The 26,586-nt window shown below is 45.1% G+C and carries 23 protein-coding genes; 19 read left to right on the top strand and 4 right to left on the bottom strand.

From position 1 onward, the window contains the following. Positions 1–287: 287 nt before the first annotated feature. The 6 genes from secA to ACUALS_RS11315 all read left to right on the top strand — a co-directional run bounded on the left by secA (position 288) and on the right by ACUALS_RS11315 (position 10,347). Positions 288–3,017 (top strand): preprotein translocase subunit SecA, encoded by a 2,730-nt coding sequence (gene secA, locus ACUALS_RS11340; protein WP_454448382.1) that lies wholly within the window; start codon positions 288–290, stop codon positions 3,015–3,017. A gap of 156 nt (positions 3,018–3,173) precedes the next feature. Further along, positions 3,174–3,572 carry an 8-oxo-dGTP diphosphatase MutT gene (mutT, locus tag ACUALS_RS11335; RefSeq protein WP_005473541.1) on the top strand — a complete coding sequence of 133 codons (399 nt, stop codon included), beginning with the start codon at positions 3,174–3,176 and terminating at the stop codon, positions 3,570–3,572. A 93-nt stretch (positions 3,573–3,665) separates the two neighbouring features. Further along, positions 3,666–4,475: a 4-hydroxy-tetrahydrodipicolinate reductase gene (dapB, locus tag ACUALS_RS11330; RefSeq protein ID WP_005473506.1), complete on the top strand. Its 810-nt coding sequence runs from the start codon at positions 3,666–3,668 to the stop codon at positions 4,473–4,475. A 524-nt stretch (positions 4,476–4,999) separates the two neighbouring features. Further along, positions 5,000–6,139 carry a glutamine-hydrolyzing carbamoyl-phosphate synthase small subunit gene (gene carA / locus ACUALS_RS11325; protein ID WP_038139660.1) on the top strand — a complete coding sequence of 380 codons (1,140 nt, stop codon included), beginning with the start codon at positions 5,000–5,002 and terminating at the stop codon, positions 6,137–6,139. A gap of 16 nt (positions 6,140–6,155) precedes the next feature. Then, positions 6,156–9,389: a carbamoyl-phosphate synthase large subunit gene (carB, locus tag ACUALS_RS11320; RefSeq protein ID WP_454448381.1), complete on the top strand. Its 3,234-nt coding sequence runs from the start codon at positions 6,156–6,158 to the stop codon at positions 9,387–9,389. A 178-nt stretch (positions 9,390–9,567) separates the two neighbouring features. After that, entirely contained in the window at positions 9,568–10,347 is a 780-nt protein-coding gene (locus ACUALS_RS11315; protein ID WP_005473553.1) for a TSUP family transporter, read from the top strand. Here the strand turns inward: ACUALS_RS11315 and ACUALS_RS11310 are convergent. Then, positions 10,283–11,143 (bottom strand): LysR family transcriptional regulator, encoded by an 861-nt coding sequence (locus ACUALS_RS11310; protein WP_454448380.1) that lies wholly within the window; start codon positions 11,141–11,143, stop codon positions 10,283–10,285. The genes ACUALS_RS11315 and ACUALS_RS11310 overlap by 65 nt on opposite strands. A 138-nt stretch (positions 11,144–11,281) precedes the next feature. Beyond that, the gene (grcA, locus tag ACUALS_RS11305) at positions 11,282–11,659 is read right to left on the bottom strand and encodes an autonomous glycyl radical cofactor GrcA (RefSeq protein ID WP_005473448.1); all 378 of its coding nucleotides are present in this window, start codon (positions 11,657–11,659) and stop codon (positions 11,282–11,284) included. 324 nt (positions 11,660–11,983) lie between these two features. Here grcA and nfo point away from each other — a divergent pair, with 324 nt between their 5' ends. From nfo to ACUALS_RS11290, 3 genes are all read left to right on the top strand, one after another. Continuing rightward, on the top strand, positions 11,984–12,877 hold the full coding sequence (gene nfo, locus ACUALS_RS11300; protein WP_331400899.1) for a deoxyribonuclease IV: 894 nt from the start codon (positions 11,984–11,986) through the stop codon (positions 12,875–12,877). Between the two features lie 247 nt (positions 12,878–13,124). Beyond that, complete coding sequence (gene ung / locus ACUALS_RS11295) at positions 13,125–13,811, top strand: uracil-DNA glycosylase (protein WP_454448379.1); 687 nt, start codon at positions 13,125–13,127, stop codon at positions 13,809–13,811. A gap of 90 nt (positions 13,812–13,901) precedes the next feature. Then, the gene (locus ACUALS_RS11290; RefSeq protein ID WP_454448378.1) at positions 13,902–14,453 is read left to right on the top strand and encodes a hemerythrin domain-containing protein; all 552 of its coding nucleotides are present in this window, start codon (positions 13,902–13,904) and stop codon (positions 14,451–14,453) included. Positions 14,454–14,491: 38 nt separating this feature from the next. Here ACUALS_RS11290 and ACUALS_RS11285 read toward each other — a convergent pair whose 3' ends face one another. Continuing rightward, positions 14,492–14,674 carry a DUF3545 family protein gene (locus ACUALS_RS11285; protein WP_038139648.1) on the bottom strand — a complete coding sequence of 61 codons (183 nt, stop codon included), beginning with the start codon at positions 14,672–14,674 and terminating at the stop codon, positions 14,492–14,494. A 707-nt stretch (positions 14,675–15,381) separates the two neighbouring features. Here ACUALS_RS11285 and ACUALS_RS11280 point away from each other — a divergent pair. Then, positions 15,382–16,812, top strand: a complete 1,431-nt coding sequence (locus tag ACUALS_RS11280; RefSeq protein WP_038139645.1) for an alanine/glycine:cation symporter family protein — start codon at positions 15,382–15,384, stop codon at positions 16,810–16,812. Positions 16,813–16,874: 62 nt separating this feature from the next. Here ACUALS_RS11280 and ACUALS_RS11275 read toward each other — a convergent pair. Further along, positions 16,875–18,112 (bottom strand): IS3 family transposase gene (locus ACUALS_RS11275; RefSeq protein WP_454448377.1). Its coding sequence is split into 2 segments (ribosomal slippage): positions 16,875–17,738 and positions 17,741–18,112, totalling 1,236 coding nucleotides; the frame shifts between segments, so codons are not numbered across the junction. A 126-nt stretch (positions 18,113–18,238) separates the two neighbouring features. Between ACUALS_RS11275 and yaaA the strand changes: the two genes are divergently transcribed. The 9 genes from yaaA to deoD all read left to right on the top strand — a co-directional run bounded on the left by yaaA (position 18,239) and on the right by deoD (position 26,585). Continuing rightward, complete coding sequence (gene yaaA / locus ACUALS_RS11270) at positions 18,239–19,012, top strand: peroxide stress protein YaaA (RefSeq protein ID WP_038139643.1); 774 nt, start codon at positions 18,239–18,241, stop codon at positions 19,010–19,012. A 14-nt stretch (positions 19,013–19,026) separates the two neighbouring features. Continuing rightward, positions 19,027–19,170: a DUF5363 family protein gene (locus ACUALS_RS11265; protein WP_179944652.1), complete on the top strand. Its 144-nt coding sequence runs from the start codon at positions 19,027–19,029 to the stop codon at positions 19,168–19,170. 2 nt (positions 19,171–19,172) lie between these two features. Next, entirely contained in the window at positions 19,173–19,946 is a 774-nt protein-coding gene (locus ACUALS_RS11260; protein WP_454448376.1) for a TatD family hydrolase, read from the top strand. Between the two features lie 204 nt (positions 19,947–20,150). Continuing rightward, positions 20,151–21,413 (top strand): NupC/NupG family nucleoside CNT transporter, encoded by a 1,263-nt coding sequence (locus ACUALS_RS11255; RefSeq protein WP_038215636.1) that lies wholly within the window; start codon positions 20,151–20,153, stop codon positions 21,411–21,413. Between the two features lie 301 nt (positions 21,414–21,714). Next, positions 21,715–21,885: a XapX domain-containing protein gene (locus ACUALS_RS11250; protein WP_005473572.1), complete on the top strand. Its 171-nt coding sequence runs from the start codon at positions 21,715–21,717 to the stop codon at positions 21,883–21,885. 262 nt (positions 21,886–22,147) lie between these two features. Next, entirely contained in the window at positions 22,148–22,924 is a 777-nt protein-coding gene (gene deoC, locus ACUALS_RS11245; RefSeq protein ID WP_408690508.1) for a deoxyribose-phosphate aldolase, read from the top strand. A 113-nt stretch (positions 22,925–23,037) separates the two neighbouring features. Further along, positions 23,038–24,366, top strand: coding sequence for a thymidine phosphorylase (gene deoA / locus ACUALS_RS11240; RefSeq protein ID WP_454448375.1), 1,329 nt, complete (start codon positions 23,038–23,040; stop codon positions 24,364–24,366). A 188-nt stretch (positions 24,367–24,554) separates the two neighbouring features. Continuing rightward, a complete protein-coding gene (locus ACUALS_RS11235) occupies positions 24,555–25,775 on the top strand; it encodes a phosphopentomutase (protein WP_038139636.1) in 1,221 nt (406 codons plus the stop codon). Positions 25,776–25,865: 90 nt separating this feature from the next. Then, positions 25,866–26,585 carry a purine-nucleoside phosphorylase gene (gene deoD, locus ACUALS_RS11230; RefSeq protein ID WP_005473519.1) on the top strand — a complete coding sequence of 240 codons (720 nt, stop codon included), beginning with the start codon at positions 25,866–25,868 and terminating at the stop codon, positions 26,583–26,585. Position 26,586 lies beyond the last annotated feature (1 nt).

Below are 26,586 nucleotides of genomic sequence, written 5' to 3'. Positions count from 1 at the left end.
GATAGCGAAATCTCTTTTATCTTGATGCTGCCCGCCGGGCAAACTTCCATCATATAACTCGAAAAAATAAAGAGTGCTTCAAACAAATCACCTTGTTATTGGTTGTTGCTAGCAAAATTTCATAAACTAAGCGCCACTTATCGATACACAAGCCTTGAAATCTATAGTTCTCATCACAATATCTGAGGAAAGTGATTTATCTCAGTATTCTTAGTTCAAAACTGTTAGAGACTGAAGGCATTAAAAGTAGATCGGGCCCGATCTGAATAAAGAGAGATTCATAGCAAATGATAACTAAGCTACTGACAAAGGTAATTGGCAGTCGCAATGACCGAACACTGCGCCGCCTGAGAAAAATTGTAAAAGAGATCAATAATTATGAGCCAACGTTTGAAGCGTTGAGTGATGAAGAATTAAAAGCCAAAACTGTTGAATTCCGTCAGCGCTTAGAACAGGGTGAGACCCTAGATAAACTACTACCAGAAGCATTTGCTACTGTTCGTGAAGCATCAAAACGTGTTTACGGCATGCGTCACTTTGATGTTCAGCTTATAGGCGGTATGGTTCTTAACTCTGGTCAAATTGCAGAGATGCGTACCGGTGAAGGTAAAACGCTAACCGCTACACTACCAGCCTACTTAAATGCGCTACCGGGTAAAGGTGTTCATGTTGTAACCGTGAACGACTACCTCGCAAAGCGTGATGCCGAGACAAACCGTCCACTATTTGAATTCTTAGGTATGACCGTTGGCGTAAATGTGCCAAATATGCCACCTCAAGAGAAAAAAGAAGCGTACCAAGCGGATATCCTATACGGCACAAACAACGAGTTTGGCTTTGATTACTTGCGCGATAACATGGCCTTCCGTGCTGAAGATCGCGTTCAACGTGACCGTTTCTTTGCTGTCGTGGATGAGGTGGACTCGATTTTAATTGATGAAGCTCGTACGCCACTGATCATCTCAGGCCCTGCTGAAGATAGCTCAGATCTTTATACGCGCATCAACACCCTTATCCCTAATCTTCAGCAACAAGACAAAGAAGATTCGGAGGAATATCGTGGTGATGGTCACTACACGGTGGATGAGAAATCTAAACAAGTTCACCTTACGGAAACGGGCCAAGAGTTTGTTGAAGAGCTAATGGTTAAAAATGGCCTGATGGAAGAAGGGGACACTCTTTACTCTCCTGCGAACATCAGCCTATTGCACCATGTAAACGCTGCATTGCGTGCGCATGTGTTGTTTGAAAAGAACGTTGACTACATCGTCAATGAAGAGGGTGAAGTCGTCATCGTTGATGAGCACACCGGTCGTACAATGCCAGGACGTCGCTGGTCTGAAGGTTTACATCAAGCGGTAGAGGCGAAAGAAGGCGTTAAGATTCAAAATGAAAACCAGACGCTAGCATCGATTACTTTCCAGAACTACTTCCGTCTCTACGAAAAGCTGTCTGGTATGACGGGTACCGCGGATACAGAAGCGTTTGAGTTCCAATCGATTTACGGCCTTGAAACGGTAGTTATTCCTACCAACAAGCCGATGATTCGTAACGATATGCCAGATGTGGTTTACCGTACTGAAGCTGAAAAGTTCGACGCTATCATCGAAGATATTAAAGAGCGCGTTGCTAAAGGTCAGCCTTCGCTAGTGGGTACAGTTTCTATTGAGAAGTCAGAGTTACTATCAAACGCGCTTAAGAAAGCGAAGATCAAGCACAACGTCCTAAACGCTAAGTTCCACGAGCGCGAAGCGGAGATTGTTGCTGAAGCGGGCACACCAGGTGCGGTAACAATCGCAACGAACATGGCTGGTCGTGGTACGGATATCGTACTAGGTGGTAGCTGGCAAGCGAAAGTTGAAGCGTTACAAGACCCTTCACAAGAGCAAATTGAGGCGATCAAAGCTGAATGGAAAGTCGTCCATGATCAAGTCCTAGATGCTGGTGGTTTACATATTATTGGTACAGAGCGTCACGAATCACGTCGTATCGATAACCAGTTACGTGGTCGTTCGGGTCGTCAAGGGGATGCGGGCTCATCTCGTTTCTACCTCTCAATGGAAGACTCTCTGTTACGCATCTTCACCTCTGATCGTATGGCGAGCCTAATCCAGAGTGGTATGGAAGAAGGTGAAGCGATTGAGTCTAAGATGCTGTCTCGTTCAATCGAAAAAGCTCAGCGTAAAGTGGAAGGTCGTAACTTCGATATTCGTAAACAGCTACTTGAGTACGATGATGTTGCGAACGACCAACGTAAAGTGGTTTACGAGCTTCGTGATGAGCTGATGAGTGTTGAAGACATCAGTGAAATGATCGATCACAACCGTCAAGACGTGCTTACAGCGGTAATTGATGAGTATATTCCACCTCAGTCGTTAGAAGATATGTGGGATATCGAAGGGCTGCAAGAGCGCTTGAAGAACGATTTTGATCTTGATGCGCCAATCAAGCAGTGGCTTGAAGAAGATGACAAGCTTTACGAAGAAGCGCTTCGTGAAAAAATCATCACTACGGCAGTTGAGGTATACAAGCAGAAAGAAGAAGTGGTCGGTGCACAGGTACTACGCAACTTCGAGAAATCTGTCATGCTACAAACCCTCGACACGCTTTGGAAAGAGCACTTGGCGGCAATGGATCATCTTCGTCAAGGTATTCACTTACGTGGCTACGCGCAGAAGAACCCTAAACAAGAGTACAAACGCGAGTCGTTTGAACTATTTGAAGGTTTACTTGATGCATTGAAGTCTGATGTGATTACAATTCTTTCTAAAGTGCGTGTTCAGCAGCAAGAGGAAGTTGAGCGCATGGAAGCTCAACGTCGTGCGCAAGCAGAAGAAGCTGCTCGCCGTGCTCAAGCGCAGCATGCTGCCGCTGAAAACCAGTTGGCAGATAGCGATGAATCTTCTGAAGGGGCTCATCAGCCAATGGTTCGCGAAGAGCGTAAAGTTGGCCGTAACGAGCCTTGCCCATGTGGTAGTGGCAAGAAGTATAAGCAGTGCCACGGCAAAATCGCATAAGGTTTGATGAATCGTTGCTGTAACGCATAGCTTCATGCAAACTTATAAAACTAATTAAGAGTCGCTTAGGCGGCTCTTTTTGTATCTAATGGTTATCTAAGAAAAATAGTCAGCCACAATACGGGGCATGACAATGGATAGTAAATAGGAAGTCTGATGAAACGAATTCATATCGTGGCAGGTATTATCTTTAACCAAGATAAGTCGCAGGTGTTTATTACAAAACGGCCAGATGATAAGCATAAAGGCGGCTTTTGGGAGTTTCCAGGTGGCAAAGTTGAACCCGAAGAAAGTGTCGAGCAGGCCATGGTACGTGAGCTTGAGGAAGAAATTGGGATTGTGACTACTCAGCAACAACCATTTGAACATTTAGAGTTCGATTATCCAGAAAAATCTCTTAAGTTCGATTTCATTGCCGTGACTCAGTTTGATGGTCAACCCTATGGACGTGAAGGACAGGAAGGGTTATGGGTGAAAATCTCTGATTTGGCTCAATATGCGTTCCCTGAAGCGAATGTGCCAATTCTTGAGCGAGTGATTCGCGAGTATTCTTAGCTGGAAAAAGATACCCTCTAGCCAGCCTCTCATATTACTGTTAGTTTTAACCAATACGAACAAGAACACAAATTCGAAAATGGAGAAGATGCAATGGTACGTATTGCAATTGCAGGAGCAGCGGGCCGAATGGGTCGCAATTTAGTGAAAGCGACTTATTTAAATCCTCAGTCTGAAGTTGGAGCAGGATCAGAGCGTCCTGAGTCATCATTGGTTGGCGTCGACATTGGTGAACTTTGCGGAGAAGGAAAATTTGATGTCTTCCTGACCGATGATTTAGCAAAAGATATTGAACGTTTTGATGTCATCATCGACTTCACAGCGCCAGTAAGCACGTTGGCAAACCTAGAGCTTTGTAAGCAGCATGGGAAGAGCATTGTCATTGGTACAACCGGATTTACGGAACAAGAACGCGAAATTATTGACCAAATTGCTCAAGATGTCCCTGTCGTGATGGCGCCGAATTATTCTGTTGGTGTGAATCTAGTCTTCAAGCTGTTGGAGAAAGCTGCAAAAGTGATGGGCGACTATTGTGATGTGGAAATCGTTGAAGCGCATCATCGCCATAAAGTCGATGCACCCTCTGGTACTGCTATTGGCATGGGCGAAGCGATTGCCGGAGCGATGGGTAATAAATTGAGTGACGTCGCAGTATATGCCCGAGAGGGGATTACTGGTGAGCGTACGAAAGACGAAATCGGTTTTGCTACCATTCGAGCTGGTGACATTATTGGTGAGCATACCGCTATGTTTGCTGATATTGGTGAGCGAGTTGAAATTACTCATAAAGCAACAGATCGAATGACATTTGCTAATGGTGCGGTGAAGGCGGCGGTATGGCTAAACGGCAAGCAGCCAGGTTTCTACACCATGACCGATGTACTTGGACTCAATGACCTCTAAGTTCCGACTCTTTACCACTTCTTATCAAGAGTTGTTGTCAAAATAAATAATTATGCGTCGGGCTTGCCCGGCGCTTTTTGTATCTATTGATAACACTGGTCGATATTAACAGTGTTATGTAGGATAAAAACCCTTGCCTTTTGTTGTTATTGTTAGTCTTTGGTGCTGTTTTTGTGGTTAGTTGCTCAAAAAGAGCTGTTTTCTGTGGGGGTGGATCGTTTGCTTAAAATGTTCAAGGAAAAGTGTGAACTCAAATATGCTCAAAAATCATCATTTCATAAAATTGTTACCTCTTCGTCTATAAATAATGACTAAACTTGATTTTTTGGCGCTCTAGAATCGTTTCTTGCTTTAACTGCTCTAAATGTTAGATTTCTTTTTAAGATTATATTGACACATATCAATCACCTCATTAGAATACCGCCAATTTGTCTAAATAACCTAAAAACGCTTTTTTATTGCGTGAAGGAAGGCAGATTTGCAGTTTAATTTATTATTTTTGCATTTTTATTCTGGAGGTTGTCTTGAGTAAATCAGCACTGTTAGTCCTAGAAGATGGGACAGTGTTCCACGGTGTTTCCATTGGAGCAGATGGTTCATCCGTTGGTGAAGTCGTTTTTAATACCTCGATGACGGGGTACCAAGAAATCCTCACTGATCCTTCCTATTCCCAACAGATCGTCACCCTTACTTATCCTCACATTGGCAATACCGGTACCAATACCGAAGACGAAGAATCTTCTTCAATCCACGCACAAGGCCTTGTGATTCGCGACCTTCCTCTTGTCGCTTCTAACTTCCGCAGTGAACAAACTCTTTCTGATTACCTTAAGTCGCAAAATATCGTCGGCATTGCTGATATCGATACGCGTAAACTTACGCGCATCCTACGTGAGAAAGGTGCACAGAACGGTTGTATCGTTGCAGGTAACAACTTAGACGAGGCTCTAGCTCTGGCTAAAGCGAAAGAATTCCCTGGCCTAAAAGGTATGGACCTTGCGAAAGAAGTTACAACAAAAGAAGCGTATCAATGGAAACAAGGTTCGTGGACGCTTGAGGGTGGACTTCCTGAAGCGCAAGACGACAGCGAGTTGCCATATCACGTTGTTGCCTACGACTTCGGTGCGAAACGTAACATCCTGCGCATGCTTGTTGACCGAGGCTGCCGCCTAACGGTTGTACCTGCAGAAACAAGTGCAGAAGAAGTGTTGGCTTTAAACCCAGATGGCGTTTTCCTATCAAACGGCCCTGGTGATCCAGAACCATGTACTTACGCCATTGAAGCAACAAAAGTATTCCTAGAAAAAGGCCTACCAATTTTTGGTATCTGTCTAGGTCACCAAATCCTAGCTTTAGCATCTGGTGCTAAGACAGTGAAGATGAAGTTTGGTCACCACGGTGCAAACCACCCGGTTAAAGACCTAGACCGCAACGTTGTTATGATTACGTCTCAAAACCATGGTTTCGCCGCTGATGAAGCGACACTGCCTGAGAACCTACGAGCAACGCACGTGTCACTATTTGATGGCTCTCTACAAGGTATTCACCGCACAGATAAGCCAGCATTTAGCTTCCAAGGTCACCCGGAAGCAAGCCCAGGTCCACACGACGCGGCTCCGCTATTTGACCACTTTATCGAACTAATCAAACAACACAGCGCTTAATTCGGAGTAGTAGAGAATGCCAAAACGTACTGACTTAAAAAGTATTCTAATTCTAGGTGCAGGCCCGATTGTTATCGGTCAGGCATGTGAGTTTGACTACTCTGGTGCACAAGCATGTAAAGCACTGCGTGAAGAGGGTTACCGAGTTATCCTTGTAAACTCAAACCCTGCGACCATCATGACTGACCCGGACATGGCGGATGCAACTTACATCGAACCAATCCAATGGGAAGTTGTTCGTAAGATCATCGAGAAAGAGCGCCCAGATGCAGTACTACCAACAATGGGTGGTCAGACGGCTCTTAACTGTGCACTAGACCTTGAGAAACACGGCGTACTTGCAGAGTTCGGCGTAGAAATGATTGGTGCAACAGCTGACGCAATCGACAAAGCAGAAGACCGTTCTCGTTTCGATAAAGCGATGAAGTCTATCGGCCTTGAGTGTCCTCGTGCTGATACAGCGAAGAGCATGGAAGAAGCTTATGGCGTTCTCGACATGGTTGGCTTCCCATGTATCATCCGTCCGTCATTCACTATGGGTGGTACTGGTGGTGGTATCGCTTATAACAAAGAAGAGTTCGAAGAGATTTGTCGTCGTGGCCTGGACCTGTCGCCAACTAACGAGCTTCTTATCGATGAATCACTGATCGGTTGGAAAGAGTATGAGATGGAAGTGGTTCGTGACAAAGCGGACAACTGTATCATCGTATGTTCTATCGAAAACTTCGACCCAATGGGTATCCACACTGGTGACTCAATCACAGTAGCTCCAGCACAGACGCTAACGGACAAAGAGTATCAGTTGATGCGTAACGCATCTCTAGCGGTACTGCGCGAAATCGGTGTTGAGACAGGTGGTTCAAACGTACAGTTTGGTATTAACCCGAAAGATGGCCGTATGGTTATCATCGAGATGAACCCACGTGTATCTCGCTCTTCTGCGCTTGCTTCTAAAGCAACAGGTTTCCCAATTGCTAAGATCGCTGCAAAACTGGCAGTGGGCTTCACGCTTGATGAGCTACAAAACGATATCACGGGTGGTGCGACTCCCGCATCCTTCGAACCAACCATCGACTACGTAGTGACTAAGATTCCTCGCTTTAACTTCGAGAAATTTGCAGGTGCCAACGACCGTCTGACGACTCAGATGAAGTCAGTGGGTGAGGTTATGGCTATCGGTCGTAACCAACAAGAATCTCTACAAAAAGCACTGCGCGGTCTTGAAGTTGGTGTGAACGGTTTTGATGAGATGGTTGATCTGGATGCGCCAGACGCACTAACAACAATTCGTCACGAATTAAAAGAAGCGGGTGCTGAGCGCATTTGGTACATCGCAGACGCATTCCGTGCTGGCATGTCTGTGGAAGGTGTATTTAACCTAACAGCAATTGACCGCTGGTTCCTAGTTCAAATCGAAGAGTTAGTTAACCTAGAAAACGAAGTAAAAGCGGGTGGTTTCGCTGGTCTAACTCAAGACGTTTTGCGCAAGATGAAGCGCAAAGGGTTCTCTGATGCTCGCCTCTCTACAATCTTAGGTGTGTCTGAAAGTGAAATTCGCCGTTTACGCGACCAGTACGACATCCACCCAGTTTACAAACGCGTTGATACGTGTGCGGCTGAGTTCTCTTCTGACACGGCGTACATGTACTCATCTTACGATGAAGAGTGTGAAGCGCAGCCGACAGATAAAGACAAAATCATGGTTCTGGGCGGTGGTCCTAACCGTATCGGTCAAGGTATCGAGTTTGACTACTGTTGTGTACACGCTTCACTCGCACTGCGTGAAGATGGTTACGAAACCATCATGGTTAACTGTAACCCTGAGACAGTTTCTACTGATTACGACACTTCAGACCGTCTGTACTTTGAACCAGTAACTCTGGAAGATGTGCTTTCAATCGTCCGTGTTGAGAAGCCAAAAGGCGTTATCGTTCAATACGGTGGTCAAACTCCACTTAAACTGGCTCGTGCACTTGAAGCAGCAGGTGTGCCAATCATTGGTACTAGCCCGGATGCGATTGACCGCGCTGAAGACCGTGAGCGTTTCCAAGTTGCTGTTGACCGTCTAGGTCTTCTACAGCCAGAGAACGCAACGGTTACGACGCTAGAGCAAGCGGTTGAGAAATCAAAAGAAATTGGCTTCCCGTTGGTTGTTCGTCCTTCTTACGTTCTAGGTGGGCGTGCGATGGAAATCGTCTACGACGAGCAAGACCTACGTCGCTACTTCAACGAAGCAGTAAGTGTATCGAATGAGTCTCCAGTTCTTCTAGATAGCTTCCTTGATGATGCTGTAGAAGTCGACATCGATGCGATTTGTGACGGTGAGCGCGTCGTAATTGGCGGCATCATGGAGCACATCGAGCAAGCGGGTGTTCACTCAGGTGACTCTGCATGTTCTCTACCTGCTTACACGCTAAGCCAAGAAATCCAAGATGTGATGCGTGAGCAAGTTGAAAAGCTCGCTTTCGAATTGGGTGTACGCGGCCTAATGAACACTCAGTTTGCGGTTAAGAACAACAAGGTTTACCTAATCGAGGTTAACCCACGTGCTGCGCGTACAGTACCATTCGTATCTAAAGCAACGGGTGCACCACTAGCGAAAATTGCTGCACGTGTTATGGCGGGGCAATCTCTAGAGTCTCAGGGCTTTACGAAAGAAATCATCCCACCTTATTACTCAGTGAAAGAAGTGGTTCTGCCATTCAACAAGTTCCCTGGCGTTGACCCACTGTTGGGCCCAGAGATGCGCTCTACTGGTGAGGTTATGGGCGTTGGTGCAACGTTCGCAGAAGCTTACGCGAAAGCTGAATTAGGTTGCGGCGCAGTTTACCCAGAAGGTGGTCGTGCACTACTGTCTGTTCGTGAAGGCGATAAGCAGCGTGTAGTTGACCTAGCATCTAAGCTCACTAAGCTTGGTTACCAGCTGGATGCAACGCACGGTACAGCAGTGATCCTAGGCGAAGCAGGCATTAACCCACGTCTAGTGAACAAGGTACATGAAGGTCGTCCACACATTCTTGACCGTATCAAGAACAACGAGTACACCTACATCGTAAACACGGCTGCTGGTCGTCAAGCGATTGAGGATTCAAAAGTACTACGTCGTGGTGCGTTGGCTGAGAAAGTGAACTACACAACAACCTTAAACGCTGCATTTGCTGTATGTATGGCTCACACTGCAGACGCGAAAACGTCAGTAACATCAGTACAAGAATTGCACGCAAAAGTTGCAGAGAATGAAGCAAAATAAAAATCAGTAGGCTCGCAACAGAGCTTATATGACAACCTCATTGCCCACTCATTTGAGTGGGCTTTTTTTGTATTTAATAGTGAAAAATTGGAATGGATTTAAGTCTAATGTTTCTCTAAGGGAATTGTTAACTTGGTGGTATTTTGATGGGTAGCGATTGATAACTAATTGATTGAAAATGGAACTTACACTCGAAATACTGACGATTCTTTTCTTTGTTGCGACGGCCGCAGGTTTCATCGATGCGATGGCAGGTGGCGGAGGGCTACTCACTTTGCCCGCACTTTTGGCGGCGGGCGTTCCACCGACTCAAGCTCTGGCAACGAACAAACTTCAAAGCTCATTCGGTAGTTTCTCCGCAAGCTGGTATTTTATCCGCAATGGTATTGTCAGCATTAAAGAGATGCGCCTTGCTATTGCCTGCACGTTTATTGGCTCAGCGGTGGGGGCTGAAGCTGTACAGTATATAGATGCAGGTGTACTGACGAGTCTGATCCCGATTCTACTGGTTGCTATTTCGCTCTACTTTCTGCTGATGCCTAAAACCAAGCAACACTCTGGTGAAGCGAAGGTTTCGGAAGCTATGTTTGCGTTCAGCGTTGGTGGTGGGGTGGGCTTTTATGATGGCTTCTTTGGTCCTGGAACTGGATCCATTTTTACGGTCTGTTTCGTCGCTTTTGGTCACTTCTCTTTGGTGGATGCAACGGCTCGAACCAAGGTGCTTAACTTTACGTCAAATATCGCTGCGTTACTCTTTTTCATACTCGCAGGTTTACCTGTGTGGGAGTTAGGTTTGGTGATGGCGATCGGAGGATTTATGGGGGCTCAGTTGGGCGCTAAGGTGGTGGTAACTAAAGGGCAAAAATGGATTCGCCCTCTGGTGATTACTATGTCTATGCTAATGGCGCTGAAGCTACTTTGGGAACAACATCAGCAATGGCTTCTGTCAGTGATTTGATTCGCGGATTTCGGTATGAGGACGGCCGCATACAGATATGAATTGGTCGATATAAAGGCGTGAGCTGTTCAAAATGAAAGCAGTATTCTGGTTCGACTTTCATCGCCTTGATTACAGACAGTGGAATGAGGGCTGGGGCGATGCCAGAGATCGCCAACTGAGTGGATGCAGTATAAGAGTCCATTTGCATCACAGGCTCCACATTGAGTTTACTCAGTATCTCGATTTGATAAGTGTTAGCTGGATTGCTGAGATCATTGGTGATGATGGTGTCAGGCATATGACGAATCTGTTGCTTTGAAACGACATAAAATGGCTCGTCAATTAAATGCAATTGAAGCAGGCTTGGGTGTTTAGGCAGATAGCCGGCGCAAATGCCGATATGCGCTTTACCCGATTGAACATGCTCAATGATTCTTGGCGTGTGATTTGTCGTTAGCGTGATATGCGGATCGAGCTCGATATAATCGCCTAGAATCGAGTGAAGGTAGCCTGCGACTAAGGTTTCAGAACAGTCTAAACGTAGCGGCGTTGAATCTGGAAGCGCTTGTTGTTCGTTGATAAGCCCTTGGAGCTCTTTAAATGTCGGGCTAATACTTTCGATAAGGTTAATGGCATCTTGAGTGAGTTGAATATTTCGACCCGCAGGCACAATCAGCTTTTTGCCCATTTTTTTCTCTAAATTGGCAATGCGTTTACTCACGGCTGATTGACTAATGTAAAGCAGACTGCCGGCTCGACTCATTGTTTTGGCTTTGCTTAATACAAGTAGAGTTTCGATGCCTTCCAGAAGCATAATTGGTTACCCTTCCATTGAGATGCGGTTGATCAATGTAACTGATTTGCTGATGCTATGCACCATTGAAGAGAGTGGCATGCTTAAATAAAAAAACGGCGCCGAATGGCGCCGTCTGTGTATTCTTTACTCTAAAACTTATAGAGATTCAGTGAACGTACGTGCGATAACGTCACGTTGTTGCTCTTGAGTTAGAGAGTTGAAACGAACCGCATAGCCAGAAACGCGAATCGTTAGCTGTGGGTATTTCTCTGGGTTTGCAACTGCATCTTCTAGCGTTTCGCGCTTAAGAACGTTTACGTTTAGGTGTTGACCACCTTCAATACGTGGAGCCGTTTCGATAGCAACTTCGCGGCTTTCGTAGTCACCTAGATCGTTGATCGCTACAACTTGGTCAGCTTCGAAGCCTGCGTTTGCTGCGACACAACGTGCTTCGTTCTTTTCGCTATCAAGTAGCCAGATCGAGTTTAGTAGGTCATCGTTAGCTGCTTTAGTGATTTGAATACCTTGGATCATTACCGTCTCCTAGTCCACTTACGTGGTGTTATTGGTGTTAACTTTCGAATTTTGTTGAGCTACGTATTATATAGCGAATATCCCTTATGATAATATTGATTTAGGTCAAAAAACAACTAAAAACACTATTTTTATGAAGGTTATTTTATTGTTCTAAATCAATAAACTCTTTAAAAACAATGTGGTTACAATAAATCTGATAATATAAAAAAATAGTTAATAACTCAATTTGTAGTAAATTTACTACAAATTGAGTTTAAATGTTGACCTGTCGCCGAAAAAAAGCGGTAAATGGTTCGTATATTGAAAGTGTAAAGTGATTAAATGACAATGTTAAAAAGAGAGCTTGGAAGTAAGTTTATTGGAGCGCACGTTTCCGCCGCGGGCGGCGTTGATCAGGCTCCGCTCAGAGCAAGTGAGATCGGTGCAAATGCGTTTGCACTGTTTACCAAAAATCAGCGCCAATGGGCAGCGAAGCCATTGGAGCCCAAAATCATTCAAGCATTTAAGGCGAACTGTAAACGCTTAGGGTTCGACGCAGGGCAGATTTTGCCTCACGACTCCTATTTAATTAATTTAGGTGCCCCTGAAGATGATAAGCTCGAGAAATCGCGCGCGGCGTTTATCGATGAAATGAAACGCTGTCATTTGTTAGGGCTGACTTTGCTTAATTTCCATCCTGGGAGTCATTTAAAGAAAATTTCGGAACAAGATTGCCTCTCGAGAATTGCCGAGTCCATCAACCTTGCCCACAAAGCGGTACCTGAAGTGATTGCGGTGATCGAAAATACGGCAGGGCAGGGAACCAACCTAGGTTGGCGGTTTGAGCATTTGGCACAAATCATTGATCAAGTAGAAGATAAGTCTCGTGTCGGTGTCTGTATTGATACGTGCCACACCTTCGCAGCTGGCTATGACTTAAGGGATTTTGATGCTTGTGACGCCACCTTTGCTGAGTTTGATCGCATTGTTGGTATGCACTATTTACGCGCAATGCACATCAATGACTCAAAAGTTGCCTTGGGCGGCAAAGTTGACAGGCATCACGCACTCGGTAAAGGCGAGATTGGTTGGGATTGTTTTGAGTATATCTCCAAAGACCCGAGATTTGATGGTATCCCTTTGATTTTAGAAACGATCGAACCTGATCTTTGGCCACAGGAGATTCAATCAATGCGGCAATTTCACCTTCAATCGATAGCTGAATCCACCTCATAGTGAGAAGGTGGCACCATTCTTTCATAGCGTAGTCTGTGTTTTACCAATGAGGGTGCAACTATGCCTTTTACCTCTTACCATATTCCTGTTCGTGTTGTTCGACTACCAGCGCCTAATCGTCATATTACTGGACAGGGGCATTATCGTACGCCACAGAAAAAGTAGTTATCACAGTCATTAACTCCTTTGTTCCTTCTTCTATATTTGCGACAATTTGTGCGACTTAAAATAGAAGAAGGAACGGGATATGACTCAGTCATTAACTTGGCATGATGTTATCGGCAAAGAAAAGCAGCAAGCCTACTTTCAAGACACTTTGAGTTTTGTTGAGGCAGAGCGTCAATCAGGTAAGGTCGTCTTTCCTCCGGCGCAAGATGTCTTTAATGCCTTCCGCGCCACTGAGTTTGGTGATGTGAAAGTGGTGATACTTGGTCAAGACCCTTACCACGGACCAAACCAAGCGCATGGTCTCTGTTTCTCCGTGTTACCTGGTGTCAAAACGCCGCCTTCTCTTGTCAATATGTATAAAGAGCTCGCACAAGATATTGAAGGCTTCCAAATTCCTCAGCACGGCTATTTACAAAGTTGGGCTGAGCAAGGCGTGCTTTTATTGAATACCGTATTAACGGTTGAGCAAGGTAAGGCGCATTCGCATTCTAAATCGGGCTGGGAAACATTCACAGACCGAGTGATTGAAGCGATCAATCAGCATCAATCCGGCGTTGTCTTTTTACTTTGGGGGGCTCATGCTCAGAAAAAAGGCCGCTTTATCGATCGAGATAAGCATCATGTGCTAGCTGGGCCGCACCCTTCTCCATTGTCTGCGCATCGAGGTTTTTTTGGATGCCGACATTTTTCACAAACCAATGCGCTATTAGCTCAACAGGGCAAATCTGCCATTGATTGGCACCTGCCACTAGAGGTCTTGTCATAACCACTTGCTCTGCTTAAAATTCGAACAGCGTCAAAGTGTCATCAAACCATCTGCTATACACTTATAATAAGTAAGTGTAAGGAGAGCGCTATGATGATTGAAAGGATAAGAAGAGAGCACGGCTACATGGTTCGTTTGTTGGCCGTTCTCAAGCAAAAGATGGCTCAACTTGAAAACGAGCAAGCGATAAATTATTCCTTGCTGTACGAGATAGTTGCCTATCTTGCGGAGCATTCAGAGCGGGTTCATCACCCTAAAGAAGACATTATTTATCAATATTATCTCGATAAATTTGGTCATCTTGAATCCATTGAAAATTTGGAAGCCGAACATAAACAACTCTCTGAGAAGACTCACGAGTTTTTGGCGACTGTTGAGATGATTTTGCAAGACGCGGTAGTACCACAAGATATATTCTTGGAGCAACTGAAAGAGTTCATCGGCTCTCAGTATCAACACCTAGATATGGAAGAGCGATCAGTTCTGCCGATAATCCTGAGAAACTTTACGGTCAAAGATTGGCAAGCGGTTGAGGCGATGTGGAGTGTCAACGAAGACGATCCAGTGTTTGGTGAGACGATTGCAGAGCAATACCAGCAACTGGCCAGTCGTGTAAGGCAGAACGAAACAGAAGCTTTGTAATAGCGTAGAAACAAAAAAGAGGCATTGCGCCTCTTTTTTTAGAATTCTAAATCTGCCGAGTCTTCAAAGCCGATATCCATTTCTTTGAGTTCTCTTTGTAGGCGTTGCCTATCTTTAATTGCCTCTATTTCTCGCCATTTGCGTTTTACCGGTTTCGAACGCGTCGCACGCGCTTTTGGTAAACCCATTTCCATCATTTCTTCAAAGTTTAAGCCATCCATAAGCTACCTCTTTTTTAAATTATTACTCTTTGAAGGGGTACTATCTAAATACCATTCTCACTGAAGCGTATCTTTGATTCGTTTCTCATTTGTTACGATTCAATGAAGATTTCCTAAAAAATCTGACATCGGCTCACACTATTTTCCGTATGGTGTGGTTTTTTTTTGTGCAAACGAGTTAACGAAAACGATTAAATTCTCAAAATATGATTGTTAATCTCGTGTTTAAAAAAAGAGCACTTTTCGCCAATGTGCAAAGAGTTGCTTTACGTGCAAAAAATGACGTCTAAGCGACGAAATATCACATGAGCGAGATTTTATGCGAGACCTTGGCGGGTAAGGGGTGCGACCTGCATGTAGGAAAGAGGCTCTTTGTTGAAGCGGAATATCTGTTATGTTGTTAATAAATTATGTTGATGTTCTGGTTTTGTGTTTTTGATGTTCTCTCTTGTGTTAATTATTGGTGATTTTATAGTGAAAAATAACATAAAGATGAATTTGGTTGCATATTGATTTTTGCGAGCCTTCGCTGCATTATCCGCCCGTCAAAAAATACGCTGATACGTAAAATGGAAGCATGAGGCGAGTTTTACAGGTCTAAACTGCATAATTAAACAACAATGCACTAAGCTATCTTGACACTTAGTCAGGCAGTTAGATGGATGGCAGGGACGCGATGATCAGCGAAATCTCACTATGAGGAACTTATGACAGATTTAATCAATTTGATGAATGACCTACTTTGGGGTTCCATTCTCGTTTACCTTCTTGTCGGAGTTGGAATTTACTTCACTGTCCGTTTGGGATTCATCCAGTTCCGCCACTTTGGCCACATGTTTTCTGTTCTGAAGAACAGTCGTAAAGCAGACAAAGCTGGTATCTCATCTTTCCAAGCGCTTTGTACTAGTCTTGCTGCTCGTGTTGGTACCGGTAACATGGCTGGTGTTGCGGTTGCCCTAACCGCTGGTGGTCCTGGCGCGATTTTCTGGATGTGGCTAATTGCGATGCTTGGTATGGCAACATCGTTTGCCGAGAGTACCTTAGCACAGCTATACAAAACCAAGGATGACGACGGAAACTACCGTGGCGGTCCTGCGTATTACATGGAAAAAGGCCTAGGTATGCGTTGGATGGGCGTACTGTTCTCAGTATTCCTAATTATCGCTTTTGGTCTTGTATTTAATGCGGTGCAGGCGAACTCAATTGCCAACGCGATGCACAATGCGTTCGGCTGGGAAGATACATATGTTGGTATCTTCGTTGTTCTGCTTTCGTCGGTGGTTATTTTTGGTGGCATTAAGCGTATCGCGCGTGTGGCTGAGTTAGTTGTTCCAATCATGGCGCTTGCTTACTTACTGCTTGCTCTGTTCGTAATGATGATGAACATCGAAAAGTTACCGGACATCTTAGTGCTTATCTTTAAGAGCGCATTCGGCCTGCAAGAAGCCGCTGCAGGTGGTCTGGGTTACGCAATTGCGCAAGCGATGATCAACGGCATTAAGCGTGGTCTATTCTCGAACGAAGCCGGTATGGGTTCTGCGCCAAACGCAGCTGCGTCGGCAACGCCTTATCCTCCGCACCCAGCGTCTCAAGGTTACGTGCAAATGCTTGGTGTGTTTATGGACACCATCGTGATTTGTTCGGCGACGGTTGCGATTATCTTGATGTCAGGTGAGTACGTACCACACGGTGAAGTGACAGGTATCGAGCTAACTCAAACAGCCTTAAGCTCTCAGGTTGGCGAGTGGGGTGGTATCTTTGTTGCGGTTGCGATTTTCTTCTTCGCATTTACCTCAATTATTGCTAACTACTCTTACGCAGAAACGAACCTTATCTTCCTTGAGCATAACCACAAAGCGGGTCTTGGAATTTTCCGTGTGATTGTTCTTGGTATGGTGATGTTTGGTGCGGTTGCGTCGCTGCCAGTTGTTTGGGCGTTAGCAGACGTATCAATGGGCTTAATGGCAATTGTTAACTTAGTGGCGATCATCCTACTGTCTGGTATCGTGATTAAGCTGGCAAAAGACTACAACCGTCAGCTTGATGAAGGTAAAGTGCCGACATTTGATTCGAACGATTTCCCAGAACTGAAGTCTCAGCTTGAAGATGGGATCTGGGATCAAAGCAAGAAAGATTAATCGTTCACTATAGCGTTTACCTATTAATATGTCTCGTCCTAAAATACGTTGACAGTTTTATACTAAGCCAACTGCGTTAGCAGTTGGCTTTTTCCATGAACCTCATTTGGGGTTTTCATCCCGAGACTAAGATGCGGTCTCATATTGTTATAGATACTAATAGACTCTTTTACTAGTTGGTTGAGTTCTTTGATGTCTTGACACCTATTGAGTAGGAACTCTTGTTTTAGTATCCCGTTGACTCTCTCTGCTAACGCATTCTGGTAGCAGTCATACCCATCGGTCATGGATGGCTTTATGCTCCCACTTTTCAGCTGCTCTTGATAAACTGTTGAGCAGTATTGAAGACCGCGGTCTGAGTGATGAATGCAAGAGCATCGATATTGACGCGCTCTTATTGCCTTACGCAGAGCTTTTACAACATCTGTTGCTTTCATCTCATGACTCAACTCATACCCCATGATTTTTCGACTAAATGCGTCTGTAACCAGAGATAAATAGTGAACACCTTTATCCGATTGGACGTAGGTGATATCGCTGACCAATACTTCTTCGGGATGACTCGGCTTAAGATCCTTCAGTAAGTTAGGATGCTTTTGCATCCAGTGTTGGCTATTGGTTGTCTTGATAAAACTACGTTTTGGTCGAACAAGAAGTCTCTCATTGCGTAAGTAGTCAAAGAGCGCATCCCGACCTAGTTTAATGCCTGCTTTTTCTAGCTTTGGCTTGAGTAAGAAATACAGTTTTCTTGTTCCAACTCGAGGCATATAACGTCGGAGCTCTAAAACCATTTGCTTTACGGGAGCGAGCTTAATTTGACGGGCAGCTGCTCGCTTTTCTCCTTGGTAAACACTTTGTCTCGATATGCCACATAAGCGGCAAATTCTAGCTAGACTGACCCCTTTTTGTTTTTGAAGGCTTCTCGCTCCTTGGCGAGATACTTTTTTCTTAGGCTTGTCCCATGCTCAGCGTCAAGAATATCAACCACTTCATTCAAGAACAGATTTCTTATTCGCTCATCTTCGAGTTCTTTTTCAAGACGTTTAATTTTTTGAGCGGGAGACTCACTAGGTTTGGTCGTTTTATGCATAGCGTTTCTCCTTGGGTTTTGCGTCCAATCCATTTTTCCGTGCTTTCTCAGCCAAGTTAAAACAGTTGAGCGACCTTGGATACCATAGATGGCTTGTGCTTGCTTGTAGGTCATTTCGCCTTTTTCTACGGCATCAACAACCTGCAATTTAAAGCCTAGTGTGTAATCACGCTGAGTGCGCTTAATGTAGAGTTTATTTGAAGTAGTCATAATTCGTCCTCAATGTGTAAACACATTTCAGGACGGGACAATACGATTCAAAAAGCCATGCAGACAATGTGTGGCTTTTTTTGTACCCTAAACGTTATAAATAATAGAGAAGGGTTAAGTAAAGTCATGTTAATTGTCGTATCACCTGCGAAAACGTTAGATTATGAATCTCCTCTTGCGACAGAGACGTTCACTCAGCCTGAGTTGATTGATTACTCAAAAGAGCTGATCGAGGTTTGTCGTAAACTGACGCCGGCAGATGTGGCGAGCTTGATGAAAGTCAGCGACAAGATTGCCGATTTGAATGTTGGTCGCTTTCAAGAGTGGAGTGAAGAGTTCACCACGGACAACGCTCGACAAGCTATCTTGGCGTTCAAAGGGGATGTGTACACGGGGTTAGATGCAGAATCTTTGACTGAGGCGGATTTTGAGTATGCCCAGAAACATCTTCGTATGTTGTCCGGCCTATACGGATTGCTAAAGCCGCTGGATTTGATGCAGCCATATCGCCTCGAGATGGGAACTAAGCTAGCGAATGATAAAGGCACGAACTTGTATCAGTTTTGGGGTAACGTCATTACCGACAAACTGAATGAGGCGATTGCCGCACAAGGTGATAATGTCCTCATTAACTTAGCGTCCAACGAATACTTCAAAGCGGTAAAACCCAAAGCGTTAGATGCGCAGGTGATTACTCCTATCTTCAAAGATTGTAAGAATGGTCAGTACAAAGTGATCAGCTTTTATGCGAAGAAGGCTCGCGGCATGATGGCGCGCTACATTATTGAAAATCGTATCTCGAGTGTCGCACAGCTTACCAAGTTTGATGTAGCCGGCTATTACTTCGTTGAAGAAGAGTCAACGCCAACAGAATTGGTCTTCAAGCGCGAAGAGCAGTAATCAAGGAGTCAGGCATGCTGGGATGGATTAAGCGTTTGGTAGCAAAATATGATGCTTGGTGTTTGTCGATGGGGCTAACACCTGAAAACAAGCGGAGCTGCGTTCCATATCGACGCGATCCAAACAGCCAAGACAAGACTTGTGATAAGGCGCAGTAACCATGCGCCTTTTTGATACTCATTGCCACTTCGACTTTGAACCATTCGCCGACAACTTTTCTGACAATCTCGCCCATGCAAACCAGTGTGGCGTAGAGCGCTTTGTTATTCCCACAGTGGGTCCACAAAACTGGCAAGAAGTAGAAGCCTTATCTTCTCAGTTTCACGGCGTTTATCATGCGCTAGGCTTACACCCTTATTTTCTGACTGATGAAAGCGGTGATTACCTTATTGAGCTAGAAAATCGGCTTCGGACCCGAACGGAGTTCTGTGTTGCCGTTGGCGAATGTGGCTTAGATGGCCTTGTTAATATCAGTGCCGCTGAGCAGGAACACATTTTTATCGCTCAGGTGAAATTGGCAACATTATTTCAACTTCCTCTGATTCTCCACAGCAGAAAAACGCACAACCGAACTCTACAAATATTGAAGCAGTGTCGATTCCAATTTGGTGGTGTTTTACACGGCTTTTCGGGCAGTTATCAGCAAGCGATGCAGTTTATAGAGCTGGGGTTTTATATCGGTGTTGGTGGTGTAATTACTTACCCGAGAGCGAACAAAACGAGGCAAACTGTGGCTCAGTTGCCTCTTGAGAAATTGGTCCTTGAGACTGATGCACCCGACATGCCACTAAATGGACACCAGGGCAAGGCCAATCATCCGAAGATGATAGGTGAAATAGTGTCCTGTCTCGCATCGTTAAAAGGAATGTCAGAGCAAACGATTGCTGAAAACGTTTGGAAAAATAGCAATTCGGCGTTCGGTATTTGTGAATAAATTCTAAATAAAATGTGTTTTTAGTGATTACCCAGAGAGTGAATGGTGATCTTGTTCACGTAAATGAGTGAACGCATGATGAATCTTCGCAGAAACTGTGAGGATGGCATTACTTTATCAATGGACGGATGAGTATAATTGCCTCCGCTTTTGAGCTCCATTTTGTAACACGCCAACAAATAACATATAAGGAAGTCATAAACTATGAGCCTGTTTATGAGCCTAGTCGGCATGGCAGTATTGCTAGGAATTGCATTACTACTGTCAGATAACCGCAAAGCTATCAATCTAAGAACTGTGGGTGGCGCTTTTGCTATCCAATTCATCATCGGTGGTTTCGTTCTGTACGTACCATGGGGTCGTGATCTTCTAGCTGGTTTCTCAGCTGGTGTACAAAACGTGATCGACTACGGTAAAGACGGTACTGGTTTCCTATTCGGCAGCCTAGTTAACTTCTCAGTTGACGGTATCGGTTTCATCTTTGCTTTCCAAGTACTACCAACGCTAATCTTCTTCTCAGCGCTAATTTCTGTACTTTACTACATCGGTGTGATGCAGTGGGTTATCAAGATTCTTGGTGGCGGTCTACAAAAAGCACTAGGTACTTCACGTGCCGAGTCAATGTCTGCAGCAGCTAACATCTTCGTAGGTCAAACAGAAGCTCCACTAGTGGTTCGTCCGTTTGTTCCTAAAATGACTCAATCTGAGCTATTTGCAGTAATGTGTGGTGGTCTTGCGTCTGTAGCTGGTGGTGTACTAGCGGGTTACGCATCTATGGGTGTACCTCTAGAGTACCTTGTAGCAGCATCATTCATGGCAGCACCAGGTGGTCTACTATTCGCTAAAATCATCAAACCTGAAACAGATACTCCAGATGAAGATCTAGGTGCGGATATCGATGGCGGCGACGACAAGCCAGCTAACGTTATCGATGCAGCAGCAGGCGGTGCATCAGTTGGTCTACAACTAGCGCTAAACGTTGGTGCAATGCTACTTGCATTCATCGGTCTAATCGCTCTTATCAACGGTATCCTAGGTGGCGTTGGCGGTTGGTTCGGTATGCCAGAACTTACTCTAGAAATCATTCTTGGTTACGTATTTGCTCCTCTAGCATTCCTAATTGGTGTGCCATGGGAAGAAGCAACGCTAGCTGGCTCGTTCATCGGTCAGAAACTGGTTGTTAACGAATTCGTCGCTTACCTAAACTTCGTACCTTACGTTGGTGACGCAGCACAAGTTGTACCAGCAACTGGTGAAGTTATGTCTACTAAGACAGCAGCAATTATCTCGTTCGCTCTATGTGGTTTCGCAAACCTTTCTTCTATTGCGATTCTACTAGGTGGTCTAGGTGGTCTAGCGCCAAACCGTCGTCACGACATCGCTCGTATGGGTGTTAAAGCGGTTTGTGCTGGTACGCTATCTAACCTAATGGCGGCGACAATCGCTGGCTTCTTCCTATCTTTCTAATTAAGTAGATAGATTATATAGACGCCGTTTTATAAAGCCCCGTAGCAAGTTTCTTGCTGCGGGGCTTTTTGTTTTTCTGTACCTAGCTGCAGTAAAACAATCTCAAGGTTATAAAACGCCTTGAACGCGACACTCTTAGTCAGTTGAGTGTCCAGTTGGATAAGGTTTGCCGATGCACTGAATCGAGCAAACGTTAACCAACGACTTTTTTGAGATACAAACCGTTTGCGCTCTATGAGCCACTACAGTTTTGCGACAAATATCTATAATGTATATATCTATAGAAAGTAGGACTTAACTTATGAATGAAGTTATCCTCGCAACCCTTGCTGGGTTTGTTGTCGGAATCCTGTTTTCCGCCATCAAGTTGCCAATACCTGCTCCACCTGTGTTATCAGGAATCATGGGCATTGTCGGTGTTTACTTAGGTGGCATAACTTATCAATGGATTATTGAGAAGTTTTTTAGCTAGCGCTACTGAGTACAAGGAGTATGATGAGCGTTGGTTGCAGCATGTCTGCATATACGTTAGACACTTCAATCGCAGATTGTTGTGCCATAGACCAAACTGGTACTGTGCGGTGACAAGGATAGCAATTAGGGGTCAATTCGCTGTTTACCCCTGAGTCTTCAAGGAACCAAGTCCGTTCATTAATGACTGCAAGGCTAGCTTGATTAGAGTCGAAATCATCAAGCTGGGCAGTAAAATTTTTGAATATTGATCGGAGATAGAAATGAGCGATTTAAAAGCAGCAGCACTACGTGCACTTAAACTAATGGACCTAACTACGCTGAATGATGACGATACTGACGCGAAAGTTATTTCACTATGTCATGACGCAAAATCAGCAGTAGGTAACACAGCTGCAATCTGTATTTACCCTCGCTTTATTCCTATTGCTAAGAAGACACTTCGTGAGCAAGGTACGCCAGAAGTTCGCATCGCAACTGTAACTAACTTCCCACACGGTAACGACGACATTGAGATCGCCGTTGCTGAGACAAAAGCGGCAGTAGCTTACGGTGCAGATGAAGTAGACGTAGTATTCCCTTACCGTGCTCTAATGGCAGGTAACGAAGAAGTTGGCTTCGAGCTAGTTAAGCAATGTAAAGAAGCGTGTGGTGACATCCTTCTTAAAGTGATCATCGAAACGGGTGAGCTGAAAGAAGAAGCACTAATCAAGAAAGCTTCTGAAATCTGTATCAAAGCAGGTGCAGACTTCATTAAAACTTCTACTGGTAAAGTGCCAGTAAACGCGACTCCAGAGTACGCTCGCATGATGCTTGAAGTGATTCGCGATATGGGCGTAGCTGAAACAGTTGGTTTCAAACCAGCTGGTGGCGTGCGCACTGCAGAAGATGCCGCTGCGTACCTTGCAATGGCTGATGAAATCCTAGGTGATAACTGGGTTGATGCTCGTCACTACCGTTTCGGCGCATCAAGCTTGCTAACTAACCTACTTAATACATTAGAAGTGACAGACGAAACTGCTGATCCAGCAGCATACTAATTCTCTTATTCGAGAATAGATAAAAACAAAGTCTGTTTGGTGGAGTAGCAAACCGCTGCTCCACATTACCTCTTTACCCTACAACCTTGCTGTTCAAAGCATGGGAGGATCTAATGTACTTACCTCAAGAAATTATTCGTAAAAAACGTGACGGCGAAGTTCTAACAGCCGACGAAATTAACTTCTTCATTCAAGGCGTAGCAAAAAACACAGTATCTGAAGGTCAGATTGCAGCGTTTGCTATGACTATCTTTTTCAATGAAATGACGATGCCTGAGCGTATCGCACTAACGTGTGCAATGCGTGATTCCGGTATGGTGATTGATTGGAGCCATAAAGAATTTGGTGGTCCAATCGTTGATAAGCACTCTACTGGTGGTGTGGGTGATGTAACTTCACTAATGCTTGGCCCAATGGTCGCTGCATGTGGCGGTTTCGTTCCTATGATCTCTGGTCGTGGCCTTGGCCATACTGGTGGTACGCTTGATAAGCTTGAGTCGATCCCTGGCTACAACATCACACCGACTAATGAAGTGTTTGGTGACGTAACCAAAGACGCTGGCGTAGCAATTATTGGTCAAACGGGCGACTTAGCTCCTGCTGACAAGCGCGTATACGCGACACGCGATATCACGGCGACGGTAGATAACATCTCGCTAATTACCGCTTCAATCCTATCTAAGAAACTTGCAGCAGGCCTTGAGTCTTTAGTCATGGACGTAAAAGTAGGTTCTGGTGCGTTTATGCCAACTTACGAAGCTTCTGAAGAGCTAGCAAAATCGATCGTTGCAGTAGCAAACGGCGCAGGCACCAAGACAACCGCTATTCTTACTGACATGAACCAAGTACTGGCTTCTTCGGCGGGTAACGCAGTAGAAGTTCGTGAAGCGGTTCAGTTCCTAACCGGTGAATACCGTAACCCTCGTCTTCTAGAAGTTACCATGGCGTCATGTGCGGAAATGCTGGTTCTTGGCAAGCTGGCTGAGAATACGGAAGAGGCGCGTAACAAACTGATGGCAGTTCTGGATAACGGTAAAGCGGCAGAATGCTTCGGTAAGATGGTTGCAGGTCTTGGTGGCCCAGCCGACTTCGTTGAAAACTACGATAACTACCTAGAAAAAGCAGAGATCATCAAGCCAGTTTACGCTGATGAGTCAGGTGTGGTTTCTGCTATGGATACTCGTGCGATCGGTATGGCTGTTGTGGCTATGGGTGGTGGTCGCCGCGTAGCAACCGACGAAATTGACTACGCTGTTGGTTTTGATGGCTTTATTCGCTTGGGTGAACAAGCGTCTAGTGACAAGCCTTTAGCGGTTATCCACGCTCGTAATGAAGAGCAGTGGCAAGAAGCGGCTAACGCACTGAAAGCGGCGATTACAATCGGTGGTGAATATACGCCAACGCCAGAGGTGTACCGTCAGATTCGCGCAGAAGATCTTTAAACTCCTCATATTTGAACTTGCAGCGGCGTTAACTGCGCTCGCTCACCCCAGTCACATAGACGAGCTATGCTCAGGGGATTCACTTGCTTGTTGCCTTGCTGCAAGTCCAACTATTTAGAGTTGAATTACTATTATTATTAGATTGGTCGATTGAGCATTTGCTCTCGGCCAGTTATAGGAAGAGAGCAATGAAAAGAGCATTTATTTTAGTCTTAGACTCATTTGGTATTGGCGCAACGGCTGATGCAAAAGATTTTGGTGATGTGGGTTCAGACACGCTAGGTCATATCGCTGAGCAGTGTGACAAAGGCTTGGCTGACAACGCGGATCGTAGCGGCGCACTCAAGCTACCTAACCTATCTAAACTGGGTCTTGCGATGGCGCACAAAGAGTCAACAGGTAGTTTTGCACCTGGCCTTGACGCTGACGCGGAAATTATCGGTGCTTACGGCCACGCGGCTGAGCTTTCTTCCGGTAAAGATACTCCATCAGGCCACTGGGAAATTGCAGGCGTGCCTGTTTTGTTCGACTGGGGCTACTTTACTGATAAAGAAAACAGCTTCCCGAAAGAGCTGACAGACCGCATTCTTGAGCGTGCAGGTCTTGATGGCTTCCTAGGCAACTGCCATGCGTCGGGCACACAAGTTCTTGATGACTTGGGTGAAGAACACATGAAGACTGGTCAGCCAATTTTCTATACTTCTGCTGACTCTGTATTCCAAATTGCATGTCATGAAGAAACGTTTGGTTTAGACCGCCTGTTAGAGCTGTGCCAAATCGCACGTGAAGAGCTTGAAGACTACAACATTGGCCGTGTTATCGCGCGTCCATTCATCGGCCCAGGTAAAGGTCAGTTTGAGCGTACAGGTAACCGTCGTGACCTATCAGTTGAGCCGCCATCAGCAACGATTCTTCAAAAACTAGTTGATGAGAAGGGTGGTGAAGTTCACTCAATCGGTAAGATCTCTGATATTTATGCTGGCTGTGGTATCACTAAGAAGACCAAAGCAACAGGCATTCCTGCACTATTTGATGCAACAAAAGATGCCATCAAAGAAGCGGGTGACAATACTATCGTATTCACAAACTTCGTTGATTTCGACTCAGCTTACGGTCACCGCCGCGATGTTGCGGGCTACGCTGCAGCGTTAGAGTACTTTGATGGGCGTATCCATGAAGTCATGGAGCTGATGGAAGAAGATGATCTGCTAATTCTTACTGCTGACCACGGTTGTGACCCTACATGGCCAGGTACAGACCACACTCGTGAGCATATCCCAGTGATTGTTTACGGCGCTAAAGTACCGGCGGGATCTTTAGGTCTTCGTGATACGTTTGCTGATATTGGTCAGACGCTAGCAAGCCACTTTGGTACCTCACCAATGGATTACGGTAAAAACTTCCTGTAATTCTAATTCGTTACTATCAATAGAGGGCATGTCCCTCTATTGTTTTGTTTATCGCTTACTTATATCCGATTAAGAAAAGGAAATGAAATCATGGCAACTCCACATATCAACGCAGAAATGGGTGCATTCGCTGATGTCGTTTTAATGCCGGGTGATCCACTACGTGCGAAATACATTGCAGAAACGTTCCTGGAAGATGTTGTACAGGTATGTGACGTACGCAACATGTACGGTTTCACGGGTACATACAAAGGCCGTAAGGTATCAGTAATGGGCCACGGTATGGGTATTCCATCGTGTTCAATTTACGCCACTGAGCTTATTAAAGACTTTGGCGTGAAGAAGATCATCCGTGTCGGTAGCTGTGGTGCGGTGAGTGAAGATATTAAAGTGCGCGACGTTGTGATTGGCATGGGCGCGTGTACTGACTCTAAAGTAAACCGTATTCGCTTTAAAGGTCATGACTTTGCGGCTATCGCAGACTACAAGATGGTTCGTGCCGCAGAAGACGCAGCGAAAGCTCGTGGCATTGAAGTTAAAGTGGGGAACCTGTTCTCGGCAGAATTGTTCTACACGCCAGATCCAGAAATGTTCGACGTAATGGACAAGTACGGCATCGTAGGCGTAGAGATGGAAGCGGCGGGCATCTACGGCGTATGTGCAGAGTATGGCGCTAAAGCTTTGACTATTTGTACGGTGTCAGACCACATCAAAACAGGCGAGCAAACCACGTCAGATGAGCGTCAAACAACGTTCAACGATATGATGATCATCGCGCTAGATTCTGTGTTGCTAGGTGATGCAGAATAAT

The sequence above is a fragment of the Vibrio sp. NH-7 genome (assembly GCF_053643215.1).
The sequence above is the reverse complement of the archived record's forward strand: the minus strand, read 5'-3'. Positions and strand labels throughout refer to the sequence as shown.

What these genes read in the sequence shown, in the direction of transcription:
- secA (WP_454448382.1), top strand. Translation starts at nt 288, where the DNA reads ATGATAACTAAGCTACTGACAAAGGTAATTGGCAGTCGCAATGACCGA.
- mutT (WP_005473541.1), top strand. Translation starts at nt 3,174, where the DNA reads ATGAAACGAATTCATATCGTGGCAGGTATTATCTTTAACCAAGATAAG.
- dapB (WP_005473506.1), top strand. Translation starts at nt 3,666, where the DNA reads ATGGTACGTATTGCAATTGCAGGAGCAGCGGGCCGAATGGGTCGCAAT.
- carB (WP_454448381.1), top strand. Translation starts at nt 6,156, where the DNA reads ATGCCAAAACGTACTGACTTAAAAAGTATTCTAATTCTAGGTGCAGGC.
- ACUALS_RS11315 (WP_005473553.1), top strand. Translation starts at nt 9,568, where the DNA reads ATGGAACTTACACTCGAAATACTGACGATTCTTTTCTTTGTTGCGACG.
- ACUALS_RS11310 (WP_454448380.1), bottom strand. Translation starts at nt 11,143, where the DNA reads ATGCTTCTGGAAGGCATCGAAACTCTACTTGTATTAAGCAAAGCCAAA.
- grcA (WP_005473448.1), bottom strand. Translation starts at nt 11,659, where the DNA reads ATGATCCAAGGTATTCAAATCACTAAAGCAGCTAACGATGACCTACTA.
- nfo (WP_331400899.1), top strand. Translation starts at nt 11,984, where the DNA reads ATGACAATGTTAAAAAGAGAGCTTGGAAGTAAGTTTATTGGAGCGCAC.
- ung (WP_454448379.1), top strand. Translation starts at nt 13,125, where the DNA reads ATGACTCAGTCATTAACTTGGCATGATGTTATCGGCAAAGAAAAGCAG.
- ACUALS_RS11290 (WP_454448378.1), top strand. Translation starts at nt 13,902, where the DNA reads ATGATGATTGAAAGGATAAGAAGAGAGCACGGCTACATGGTTCGTTTG.
- ACUALS_RS11285 (WP_038139648.1), bottom strand. Translation starts at nt 14,674, where the DNA reads ATGGATGGCTTAAACTTTGAAGAAATGATGGAAATGGGTTTACCAAAA.
- ACUALS_RS11280 (WP_038139645.1), top strand. Translation starts at nt 15,382, where the DNA reads ATGACAGATTTAATCAATTTGATGAATGACCTACTTTGGGGTTCCATT.
- yaaA (WP_038139643.1), top strand. Translation starts at nt 18,239, where the DNA reads ATGTTAATTGTCGTATCACCTGCGAAAACGTTAGATTATGAATCTCCT.
- ACUALS_RS11265 (WP_179944652.1), top strand. Translation starts at nt 19,027, where the DNA reads ATGCTGGGATGGATTAAGCGTTTGGTAGCAAAATATGATGCTTGGTGT.
- ACUALS_RS11260 (WP_454448376.1), top strand. Translation starts at nt 19,173, where the DNA reads ATGCGCCTTTTTGATACTCATTGCCACTTCGACTTTGAACCATTCGCC.
- ACUALS_RS11255 (WP_038215636.1), top strand. Translation starts at nt 20,151, where the DNA reads ATGAGCCTGTTTATGAGCCTAGTCGGCATGGCAGTATTGCTAGGAATT.
- ACUALS_RS11250 (WP_005473572.1), top strand. Translation starts at nt 21,715, where the DNA reads ATGAATGAAGTTATCCTCGCAACCCTTGCTGGGTTTGTTGTCGGAATC.
- deoC (WP_408690508.1), top strand. Translation starts at nt 22,148, where the DNA reads ATGAGCGATTTAAAAGCAGCAGCACTACGTGCACTTAAACTAATGGAC.
- deoA (WP_454448375.1), top strand. Translation starts at nt 23,038, where the DNA reads ATGTACTTACCTCAAGAAATTATTCGTAAAAAACGTGACGGCGAAGTT.
- ACUALS_RS11235 (WP_038139636.1), top strand. Translation starts at nt 24,555, where the DNA reads ATGAAAAGAGCATTTATTTTAGTCTTAGACTCATTTGGTATTGGCGCA.
- deoD (WP_005473519.1), top strand. Translation starts at nt 25,866, where the DNA reads ATGGCAACTCCACATATCAACGCAGAAATGGGTGCATTCGCTGATGTC.